We start from the raw sequence: 10,697 nt of genomic DNA on the forward strand, positions 1-10,697 counted from the left end.
CGCCTTCGAGCGCAGCATCCTGCGCTTCGCCGGGATCAAGCCGGTCCGCCAGAACTTCTGTGGGCTGGCCTTCGCGGACGACGGGAAACGTGCCCGCTGGATCGAGGACATGCGCAGGCACGGCAGGCGGGGAGATTGACTATCGAGACATCCACCGATCACGCGGAGTTCCGGATGCCCGATCACATGGAGGCGATCGATGGACGAGGAGATCAGGCGGAAGATCCTGGCGCTGCTGGATCAGCACCGGATCATGACGATCGCCACGCTCCGGCCGGATGGCTGGCCGCAGGCAACGACCGTCGGCTACGCAAACGAAGGCCTCACCCTCTACTTTCTCTGTGGCTCAGAGAGCCAGAAGGCCGCCAATCTGGCGCGGGACGATCGGGTGTCGCTGACGATCGATCACGACACGTCGGACCTGATGGCGATCACGGGCCTCTCGATGGCGGCCCGCGCGCAGGCGGTGGTCGACCCGGCCGAGGCCGAAAAGATCCTGCGGATGCTCATGCTGAAATATCCGGAGGTCACCCTTCCGGGGCCGATGCCGAGCCCGGAGGAGGTCCGCATCTTCCGCGTGACGCCGACGGTGATCTCCGTGCTCGACTACTCCAAGGGCTTCGCGCACACCGATCTCGTCACCTGCTGACGCGGCAGGGAGCGACCGCTCTGGTCAGCGCGGCCGCTCCTTCTCGGGCTGCTCCTCGGGGCCTCGTCCTCAGCTACGATAGTCCGGCTCCTCCTGGTCCAGCGTTCGCCGGACCGAGGCAAGATGGAGCCGCGCGGATTCGGCATCGCCTTCGCGCATCTGGCGATAAGCCGCCTCGGCGATCGCCGGCTCGACCGGCAGGACCTTGCGTCCGGTCGACAGGGCGATGCACTGAACCTGGCACGCCCGCTCGAGATAGTAGAGATCGTCCCAGGTTTCCGCGATCGTCGGCCCCAGCACCATGACGCCGTGGTGCTTCATGAACACAATGTCTGCGTCCCCGACGGCGCCGGCGATGCGATCCCCCTCCCGCTCGTCCAGGGCGAGCCCGTTGTAGTTCCGGTCGACGGCAGTCCGGCCATAGAATTTCAGGGACGTCTGCCCGGCGAAGATCAGCGGATCCTCCTCAGTCATCGCGAGCGCGGTTGCATAGGGCATGTGGGTGTGAAAGGCGACCTTGGCGCGCGGGATCGCCTTGTGGATGCGCGCGTGGATGTAGAAAGCCGTCGCCTCGGGCTGGCCTTCGCCGGAGACCACGTTGCCGTGAAAGTCGCAGATCAGCAGCTTCGAGGCGGTCAGTTCCCGGAAGGCATAGCCATAGGGGTTGACGATGAAGAGGTCGTCGTAGCCCGGAACCAAGGCCGAGAAATGGTTGCAGATGCCCTCCTCGAGCCCGTAGCGCGCCGCCATGCGGAAGCACGCGGCGAGGTCCACCTTGGCCTCCCAGACGGCGTCGGAGTTCAGATCGGGCTGATTCGGACCGGCGCGGGTGACGGGGGTGCTGCTGGGGACGAAGGAATGGGCCATGGCGAACTCCGTTGCGGGCGCCGCAAGATCCACGACGATCGGGCCAAAGGCAATCGCTGCGAGGCGTTCGTGTGGGGGCTCGCGGCAGTGAGCGCGGAGTTGCGCTTTTCCTCGAAGCCGACTCCGGCTGTGTGTGCCGTCCCCGTCTTCATGCTGCTGTGTCTCGCTCGATCGCGTTCGGATCGAGCTTCCTCGCGATTCGCTCCTCTCGTTCGGGCAATGACATCGAGCAGGATAGTGGCGCAGTGATAAGATCGGTGTCGTATCGGCATGCGTGGCGACACCCTTGATGGTGATGCGATTCCTGATTCGCAGGCTCGCACCATAACAGACATGGAGAGTCGTAGGCCGGTCAATCGCCGAAGCGCGGTCGGTCTGCAGGTGCCGGAAAACGCTGACGAGTCGGCGCTGTCGAAACCGACGCGCATATCCCTTCAAAGCCTTTAGGATATCGACCGCGTGGATGCTCCCGGCATCACGAATGTCGCATGACTTCCCGCCCGCGGTGGTCACACAGTTCTGTGACAGGACAATTCCGGGCGCTGGCCGGCGAGAGCACTCACGAGTGTACGAATTGCGCTTCCGTACCCTGCTGAGCCGCGCGTTCGAGACCAACTCGCACTGCACATGACGCGATCACCCGAGGAGCAGCCAGACTCCCGAATGGGTGCCGGGCCGTTCGTTATGGCGTTTCCAAAGCAAAGTCTTTTTGTCGCCATATTTAGTTTTTCTATGCGCATCAGAAGTTATTATTATCTAGAGAGACATTATCGATAAGAACATAAGGAGCATAGAATAGTTTACCTAACGTAACATTACATTACCTTACGTCGCATATGTAGCAGGTAGATAAACGGTGACGCTGAGTAAGATAACTCGAAGTGAGATATTGACTACAATTACTAACGCTTATCTTTGGGCATTCATCAAAACGCCGTATCTGAGTCCTGCGTTCCGGTTCAACTGAGGGAGGAGGCGCCTCCCTCCCAGTCAGACACCAAGACACATCATCCGCGTTCGATGCGCGCTCTCCGCGCACGACGTTCTTCGCCAATCATCATGGCATTCATTGCCAATAATTATCGGTAGCGAGCAGACTCGATATGGGCACTAAACAGACTCAGACAGTAAGCTTCAACGGGACGTCGTTTAAGGCCTACACTTATCGACCATCAGGCGAGATTAACGGGGTCCTGCTCACCTTCCATGGGGCTGGACGTGACGCTGCCCTGAACAGGGACGTCGCTGTCTCACTTGCCGACAAGATGGGCTATTTCGTCGTCGCTCCCGAGTTCAGCTCGACAAGCTTCCCCTCGTCAGAGTACCAGATGGGCGGCATCATCAAGGACGGTAAGCTGATCGCCGACCGGGATGACTGGACCGTCTCGTATGCCAAAGACTTCGCGGAATGGGGTGCCGCGAAAGCCGGTCTCGACTCCAGCGATGACGTCATCCTGTTTGGCCACTCGGGTGGCGGGCAGTTCCTGAGCCGCGTGGCGGCGTACACGGCGGGCAGCGACGACAGTGGCTTCGACAAGATGATCATCGCCAACCCCTCGACGCTCGTCTGGCCGAGTTTGACCGAGAAGGCGCCCTACGGCTTCGGCGGCTACTTCTCGGCGAAGGAGTCGGAAGCTCTCCTGAAGGACTACCTCGCTGACCCGATCACCATCTATCTCGGCTCGGAGGACGACAATCCGAACGACTCGGATCTCTCGAAGAGCTCGGCTGCCATGCGCCAGGGCGATGATCGTTTGGAACGCGGCCTGAACGCCTACAACGCGGCTAAAGCAATGGCCGAGTCCAAAGGCTGGGACTTCAACTGGGAACTCGTCATCGCCGATGGCGTCGGCCACTCGGTGGGTGGCATGATCCGCGCTCCGGAGATGCTGGACGCGATCGACACGGATACGCCAGCGATGCCGGCCCCGAAACCAACCCCTGCGCCGGCACCTGAGCCCAAGACGTATGTGTTCGAGTCACTCGACGCCGCCAAGAACGCCGCGACCATCACGAATTATCGGGACGGTGACCGGTTCGACTTCAGCCGTCTGGACGCCGACGTGCTTCAAAGCGGAAAGCAGGACTTCCACTTCATCGGGCAGAAGCTGTTCAGCCGCAGCGGCGAGGAAATTAAGTTCGTTCAGGACGCGGACCTCGGGGTGACCTGGATCAAAGGCAGCGTCGACTACGACTCGTCTGCCGAGTTCAGGATCAAAGTGGCAGGCCTGCACACCTTTACGGCCGACGACTTCATCTTGTGACTTCATGAGAGGGGCCGACGGGCCCCTCTCCCAGATATTCATGTCCCCCGCCCCTTTCCTACATGGGGCCACCTGCGATCCGCGAGCAATCCTTGTACGGCCGATTTGTCCGAGTTCACGAATGCGGGCGAGCAAGCGTTCCGCGTTGATCGCGGGACCGGTCATGCCCATGCCCCTCTGGCATGAAATGTGGCGCCGGTCGTCACGGTCTCTGGCCTCACGCCGACCAGATCGGCGTAGCGCTCCAGGTCGGTCGCGCCTTCCGTGTTGATGACGAAGACCCGGGACATTGCATCGAGATCAAGTGCCACTCGGATCTCGGGATCCGCCGCGGCCCGGACGAGGCCGGCGAGCCCCACACCGCCGCTTTCGCCCGCCACGATGGCGGGATCGCTGCCGCCCGGGCGGGCGAGGCGGTTCATCACCGCGACTGCATCCTCCTCGTCGACGGTCATGAAGGCGTCGGCAACCCGGGACAGCACCCGCCAGGCGACCCGCGAGGGCTCGTAGCACTCCAGCATCGCCATGACGGTCGGCGCGCCGGGCGCGATCTTGACGGGGTGCCCGACCCGCGCAGTCTCGAGCAGGCAGGCGGCCCGCGCCGGCTCGACCACGATGAAGGCTGGTCGGCGGTCGCCGAGCACGAGCGCGAGATATCCCGCGACGGCGGCCGCAACGCCGCCGACGCCGGCCTGCACGAACACATGGGTCGGCGGTGCGGGAAGCTGGCGCAGAGCCTCACGCACCATTGCGGTGTAGCCCTGCATCACCAGCCCAGGAATGCGCTCGTAGCCCGGCCATGAAGTGTCAGACACGACCGTCCAGCCCTTCTCGGCCGCGACGCGTGAAGCCTCCGCGACCGAGTCGTCATAGGTGCCCTCGACCCGGATCAACTGCGCGCCGAAGCGGGCGATGGCCGCCACACGCTCGGCGCTGACGCCGGCATGGACGAAGATGGCCGCCCTGGCGCCGATGAGCTGCGCCCCCTGCGCGACTGAGCGCCCGTGGTTGCCGTCGGTCGCGCAGGCCACCGTCAGGCTGGCGGCGATGGCCCGGACCGCGGGTGTGTGCAGGTCGGCGATGTCGACGGGCCGTCCGAGCTGACGGCCGGCTTCCTCCAGCACGAGCCGGATGACGGCATAGGAGCCCCCCAGGGCCTTGAAGCTGCCGAGCCCCAGCCGAAGGCTCTCGTCCTTGATGTGGACTGCGCCCACGCCGAGTTCGGAGGCCAGGGCCGGGAGGGTGAGCAGAGGCGTCGGCACGGGGTTGTCGCGGCAAGCGAGATAGCGCTCGACCTCCTCGGCGGCCTTCACGCCCAGGGTCTCGGCATCGACCGGGTCGAGGGGCTGGCGGTAGTCGGGGTGCTGGTTGGGCAGAAACATCGCCGTCCTCCGAAGGAAGCACGAGACGATATTGCATCCGGCAGGAGAAAAGCGCTCTATTCAGGCCTACCGAATGCAAGAATATTTCGCGTGAAGAGACCGATTTTGGCCCAGGCTTCGCCCTCGATCGCCCTTGATGCCTTCGATCTGGCGATCCTGAACATCCTCCAGCGGGACAATTCCACGCCACAGCGGGTGATCGGCGAGGCAGTCAACCTGTCGGCGCCGGCCGTCCAACGCCGCATCCGGCGGATGGAGGAGGCCAGGGTCATCCAGGCGAATGTCGCCGTTGTCGATCCGGCTCAGGTTGGGCAACCGATCACCATCTTCGTTGAGGTCGAGGTGATCAGCGAGACCGCGGAGTTGATCGACGCCGCCAAGCGGGAGTTCGCCTCAGTTCCCGAGGTGCAGCAGTGCTACTACGTCACCGGCGAGGCTGACTTCGTTATGGTGATCGTGGTTCCGACGATGACCGCCTATGAGGCGCTCACGCGTCGCCTGTTCTTCGGGAACAACAACGTGAAGAGATTCCGCACCTTTGTCGCCATGGACCGCGTCAAGGTCGGATTGGCGGTTCCTCTATCGGATTGATGGGATCACTTGGTGACTGCATATCGATGATGCATTTCCTCGCGCTTCAGCGGCAGCAATCCTTCCGTCTCAGGGGCGAGATCTCTCTCCCGGACGCATTTGCACGACCCGGAGATTGTTGGTTGTGCCTGCCATCCCGAAGGGCACGCCGGCCACGACCACGATGGATTCGGGTGCCTGAGCGAAACTCTCGGCCCGCGCGTGGGCTTCCGCCTTTTCCACCATCTCCTCATAGCTCCTCACATCCTCCGAGCGGACGCTGTGGGCGCCCCAGAGGAGGCAAAGTCGCCGCGCCACGCTCTCATCCGGAGTGACCGCCAAGATCCCCACGTCGGGGCGGGTGCGGGCAATGCGGCTCGCGGTGGTGCCACTCGAGGTATACGCGACGATGCAGGGCGCATGGATCGCCTGGGCGAGATCGCCCGCCGCACTCGCAACGGCATGCGGCGGGCTCTCCTCGATCTCAGGTTTCAGAGCCGTGATGATGGACCGGTATGCCTTGTCCTGCTCCGTCTTCTTGATGATGCGATCCATCATGGCGACGGCCTCGACCGGGTATCGCCCCGAAGCCGACTCGGCGGACAGCATGACGGCATCGGCGCCATCATAGATCGCAGTCGCAACGTCAGAAGCTTCCGCTCGCGTGGGCGTCGGTGCGCTGACCATGGAGTCGAGCATCTGGGTTGCAATGATCACCGGCTTGACGGCCAGACGACAGATGCGAACCAGCTCCTTCTGGCGCCCCGGCACCTCCTCGGGCGGGATCTCGACGCCGAGGTCGCCGCGGGCGACCATGACGGCATCGGACAGGCGGACGATATCCTCGATGTGCTCGAAGGCCGAAGGCTTCTCGATCTTCACCATGAGGCCCGCACGTTCTCCGATCAGGATGCGGCCGTCGATGACGTCCGATGGTCGCTGCACGAATGACAGCGCGACCCAGTCGACTCCGAGTTCGAGACCGAAGGCGAGATCTGCTCGGTCCTTTGGCGTGAGAGGCGAGATGTCCAGGATCGTTCCCGGCAGATTGACGCCCTTGCGGTTGCTGATCGTCCCTCCCGTCACGACCTCGGCCGTGATGGAGTTTCCACCTCGGCTCGTCGTCCTGACGCGCACGCGACCATCGTCGATGAGCAATTCCTGCCCCGGGAGGACCGCCTCGAAGATCTCCACATGCGGGAGAGGAATCGCCGACTTGTCACCATTGGTACCTTCGAGAACGAACCGGATCGTCTCGCCTTCGGAGAGGACCAATGCTCCGTCTTTCAGCGTGCCGATCCTGATCTTCGGTCCCTGCAGATCCTGCAGGATGCCAATGGGCCGCCCGACATCCTTCTCGAGCGCGCGGATGGCGGCGTGAACCCTGGCGTGGTCCTCGTGGGTGCCGTGACTGAAGTTCAGCCGGAAGGTGTCGACGCCGGCGAAGAACAGCTCCCGCAATTTGTCCGGAGAGGCGCTCGCGGGTCCGACGGTCGCGACGATCTTGGCGTGACGTTGGCGGCGCATGGGTCACTCGGCGGTCTTGGCCGCCTCCTCGATTATCGGAGCCGCGCGGATATCATCGATGATCATGTCCGTCCAGACGATCCCATCTGGAGCAACCTGGGCCGAGGTCTGAATGGAATCTCAGCACCTGGACTAAGGCACCGGGGAACCGCCCAGGGTGAAGGCCGTTCATGGAACGGGTGACATGGGCTCCATGTCACGCCACCTACCTCTGTGAGGTGCCCGATGTCCAAGAAGCTGATGTTAAGTCTTGCAGTCGCCGCTACCTTAGCGGCTTCGTCGTATGGAGCCGGGGCCAAGGATGGGCCGGGACAGGAATTCATCAAAAAAGCGATCGAGGGCAACTTGTCCGAAGTAGCCGTGGGCCAACTCGCTCAGCAGAAGGGCAACAGCGACGGCGTCAAGACTTTCGGACGTCAGCTCGAAGAGGACCATTCGAGCGCGAATCAGAAGGCAATGTCCGTCGCGAGCTCGATGGGCGTGACGGCACCATCCGAGCCGAACAAGAAGCAGAAGCAGATTTACCAGAAGCTATCGAAGCTTTCAGGTGATGCTTTCGACCGCGAGTTCATCAAGGACATGGTCGCAGATCACAAGAAAGATGTCGCAGAATACCAGAAGGAGGCCAAGCGACAGAACGATCCCGCAGCCGACTATGCGAATCAAACCTTGCCAGCGCTGCAGAACCACCTGCAGATGGCACAGTCCCTCGCGAGCGCAAAGACTCAGTAATCAGGATCGCAGCTCAACGGAGCATCAACCACTCTCGATAGCTTTTCGTCCTGATCACAGGATGCGCTGGCATAGTTCCCTTGTGCCGATGCCGCCCCACTGAACAGGCGCGCAGCACGTGAGCGGTGCTCACGGCATCGGGTGCGGAACTGCAATTTGCGATCAGCTCGTCGGTTGCTGATACCCGCACCTTGATTCGCAATTCCCGATGCCGACGCACAACCTTCCTGCGGTGCTCTGCGGCACGCAGGAACGCTTCGCATTACGGATTAAACCGTGAGATGAGGATCCATGCCGCGGGCATGAAGCGGCGCTCGTCTCGACAGGTTAGACTCGCCTGACGGCGAGCACGGCGTTGAGACCGCCGAAGCCGAACGAGTTCGAGATGGCTGCGTTCATGGCGACACTCCGCGCCTGGTTCGGCACCACGTCAAGGTCACAGAGCGGGTCCGGTTCCCTGAAGCCGATCGTGGGCGGCGCTACCCCAGCACGCAAGGCCATGAGAGTTGCCACGAGCTCGAGGGCACCGGCCGCGCCGAGCGGGTGACCGACCATCGATTTCGTCGAGGAAATTGCAAGAGATCGCGCATGCCCCCCGAACACGCGCTTGAGCGCCGCTGTCTCGGTGGCGTCGTTGGCCGCCGTTCCAGTACCGTGGGCATTGACGTATTGCACATCCTCGGCAGCCAATCGCGCATCAGCGAGCGCAGTTGCCATTGCGCGAGCCATCCCGCCTTCGTCCGGTGAGATGAGATCACGCGCGTCAGCGCTCATTCCAAAGCCGACGACTTCGCCGAGAATCTCGGCCCCGCGCTGCACCGCGTCATCGAACGGCTCGAGCACGACCACGGCTGCTCCCTCGCCCAGCACCATGCCGAGGCGATCCTTCGAAAAGGGCCGGCAGGTATCCGGGGCCATGATGCGCATCGCCTCCCACCCCTTGAGGCTGCCGAGCGTAATGCCGGCTTCGGAACCGCCGGCCACCGCACAGCGGACGGATCCGGAGCGCACCATGTGAAAGGCTTGACCGATGGCGTGGGTTGCCGAGGCGCAGGCTGACGCGACAGCATAGGCCGGCCCTTCCAGGCCGAACTCCATCGAGACATGGCTTGCGGGACCGCTCACCATCATCTTGGGAATGGTCAGCGGCGATACGCGGCTCGCCTTCTCCTCGTAGAACTGCCGAAACACTTCATCTTGCGTGACCTGACCGCCGGCGCCCGAGCCGATGATGCAGGCCGTGTGCTGCCGGAGCTCATCGTCGAGCACGAGACCCGAACCTTCGACCGCTTCGCGCGCGGCCACCAGGGCGAATTGCGAGACACGGTCGAGAAGCTTCAATCGGTCGGGCGCGAAGTGAGCGAGAGGGTCGAAGTCCTTGACCTCCGCGGCTACCCTTTGTCTCAATCGCTCGTTCGGTGCGATGGAGATGGGACCGATACCGCAGCGCCCTGTGGTAAGGCCCGACCAGTAGGTGGGCGCATCGAGCCCGATGGGCGAGACGACTCCCCACCCTGTGACCACCACTCGCCTCATGCCGCGTCCTTGGCGGCCACGAGCCCCTCCACGAGACGCACGACGTCCGCCACGGTCTTGAAAACCTCACCCGCGTTGTTCGCGTTGACGGGGATCTCGATGCCGAAGCGATCCTCGAGCTCGAAGATCATCTCCACGGCCTCGAGCGACGCGATCCCGAGTTCGTCGAGCCAATCGGAAGCTTGCAGCGTGCCCCTGTCGCGCTTCGACGCGGCAGCGATAATCTCCATGACGCCTTCCGCGACTTCCGTCATTCCGCATCTCTCGTCATTGCACGCTCCAGCACCGATATGTGCCGCCCTGGGGTATTCTTCAGGCCAGCATAATCCCCCGCCATCGTGCTGCACAACGTCTCTTCGAGCTCGGCTTGCCGGCGAACGAGTCCGCGCTCACCGGGGACTTTGCCCAGCAACCCTTGCACACACACGAGCAGGGCATCAAGGTCAGATGTTCCAGGGATGAATTTGGCAGCTTCGGCAAAGGGGCGCTTAAGCCGGAAATCCGGGGGCTGCCCCGAAATCATCGATATGGGAATGTTGTGTCTTGGTGGAAGCATGAGCCCGTCACAGGCAGAGCGATTCGGATCGACGGCGAGACACGGGCGCGCCGGCCCAGAAAATCGCCCGGCTGGCCTGAAGCAGCCGTTCTTGCCTTGGGCTGCCTGGGAGTTGCCAGACTGCCCGAGGACGCGTGCCGATAAGCCCTCGCTTCGCGGAGCCCATCAGGTGAGCCGGCGCATCGCGATCATTCAGGGGCATCCGGATCCGGCGGGCCATCACCTCCTGCACGCGATGGCCGACGCCTATGTCGAAGGTGTCACCACAGCGGGGCACGCGCGGTTCGTCGCATCGAAATCGCCCAGCTCGCGTTCCCGTTGCTGCGCACGCAGGCGGAATTCGAGAGCGATGTCCTGCCGCCCACGCTCGTTCCAGCACGCGAGGACCTGCGCTGGGCGGACCATTGGGTGTTCCTGTTTCCGCTCTGGCACGGAATTATGCCAGCTCTCGTGAAGGGCTTTCTCGAGCACATCTTCCGGCCTGGCTTCGCGCTCGAATACAAGAAGCAAGGTTTCCCGAAGTGCCTGCTCGCCGGCCGCTCGGCCCACCTCGTCGTGACCACGGGGATGCCGGTGCTGTTCTATCACTGGTATTTCGGCGCCCTCAGGCTGCG

General features: G+C 63.0%; 10 protein-coding genes. 5 read left to right on the forward strand and 5 right to left on the reverse strand.

Annotated features, from left to right (window positions below; genetic code table 11):
- Nucleotides 1–199 precede the first annotated feature (199 nt).
- Entirely contained in the window at nucleotides 200–649 is a 450-nt protein-coding gene (locus BN1233_RS42265; RefSeq protein WP_046869689.1) for a pyridoxamine 5'-phosphate oxidase family protein, read from the forward strand.
- 69 nt (nucleotides 650–718) lie between these two features.
- Here BN1233_RS42265 and BN1233_RS42270 read toward each other — a convergent pair whose 3' ends face one another.
- Nucleotides 719–1,516: an aldolase gene (locus BN1233_RS42270; RefSeq protein WP_046869697.1), complete on the reverse strand. Its 798-nt coding sequence runs from the start codon at nucleotides 1,514–1,516 to the stop codon at nucleotides 719–721.
- A 1,103-nt stretch (nucleotides 1,517–2,619) separates the two neighbouring features.
- Here BN1233_RS42270 and BN1233_RS44070 point away from each other — a divergent pair.
- Nucleotides 2,620–3,780: an alpha/beta fold hydrolase gene (locus tag BN1233_RS44070; RefSeq protein WP_147707864.1), complete on the forward strand. Its 1,161-nt coding sequence runs from the start codon at nucleotides 2,620–2,622 to the stop codon at nucleotides 3,778–3,780.
- Nucleotides 3,781–3,941: 161 nt separating this feature from the next.
- Here the strand turns inward: BN1233_RS44070 and BN1233_RS42280 are convergent, their stop codons facing one another.
- Complete coding sequence (locus BN1233_RS42280) at nucleotides 3,942–5,162, reverse strand: diaminopropionate ammonia-lyase (protein ID WP_046869690.1); 1,221 nt, start codon at nucleotides 5,160–5,162, stop codon at nucleotides 3,942–3,944.
- A gap of 90 nt (nucleotides 5,163–5,252) precedes the next feature.
- On the opposite strand from BN1233_RS42280, the gene BN1233_RS42285 reads away from it, so the two are divergent.
- A complete protein-coding gene (locus tag BN1233_RS42285) occupies nucleotides 5,253–5,753 on the forward strand; it encodes an Lrp/AsnC family transcriptional regulator (protein ID WP_425311797.1) in 501 nt (166 codons plus the stop codon).
- 69 nt (nucleotides 5,754–5,822) lie between these two features.
- Here BN1233_RS42285 and pyk read toward each other — a convergent pair whose 3' ends face one another.
- Entirely contained in the window at nucleotides 5,823–7,259 is a 1,437-nt protein-coding gene (gene pyk, locus BN1233_RS42290; protein ID WP_046869692.1) for a pyruvate kinase, read from the reverse strand.
- Between the two features lie 225 nt (nucleotides 7,260–7,484).
- Between pyk and BN1233_RS42295 the strand changes: the two genes are divergently transcribed.
- Nucleotides 7,485–7,991 (forward strand): DUF4142 domain-containing protein, encoded by a 507-nt coding sequence (locus BN1233_RS42295; RefSeq protein WP_046869693.1) that lies wholly within the window; start codon nucleotides 7,485–7,487, stop codon nucleotides 7,989–7,991.
- A 327-nt stretch (nucleotides 7,992–8,318) separates the two neighbouring features.
- Here BN1233_RS42295 and BN1233_RS42300 read toward each other — a convergent pair whose 3' ends face one another.
- Both BN1233_RS42300 and BN1233_RS42305 read right to left on the reverse strand, forming a co-directional pair.
- Nucleotides 8,319–9,527 (reverse strand): beta-ketoacyl-[acyl-carrier-protein] synthase family protein, encoded by a 1,209-nt coding sequence (locus BN1233_RS42300; RefSeq protein WP_046869694.1) that lies wholly within the window; start codon nucleotides 9,525–9,527, stop codon nucleotides 8,319–8,321.
- Complete coding sequence (locus tag BN1233_RS42305) at nucleotides 9,524–9,781, reverse strand: acyl carrier protein (RefSeq protein ID WP_046869695.1); 258 nt, start codon at nucleotides 9,779–9,781, stop codon at nucleotides 9,524–9,526. The genes BN1233_RS42300 and BN1233_RS42305 overlap by 4 nt, the downstream gene beginning before the upstream one ends.
- Before the next feature lie 599 nt (nucleotides 9,782–10,380).
- On the opposite strand from BN1233_RS42305, the gene BN1233_RS42315 reads away from it, so the two are divergent.
- Nucleotides 10,381–10,697, forward strand: a 317-nt coding sequence (locus tag BN1233_RS42315; protein ID WP_342341702.1) for an NAD(P)H-dependent oxidoreductase, incomplete at its 3' end; no start/stop codon positions are given.

Source organism: Microvirga massiliensis (genome assembly GCF_001006805.1).
GTDB lineage: Bacteria > Pseudomonadota > Alphaproteobacteria > Rhizobiales > Beijerinckiaceae > Microvirga > Microvirga massiliensis.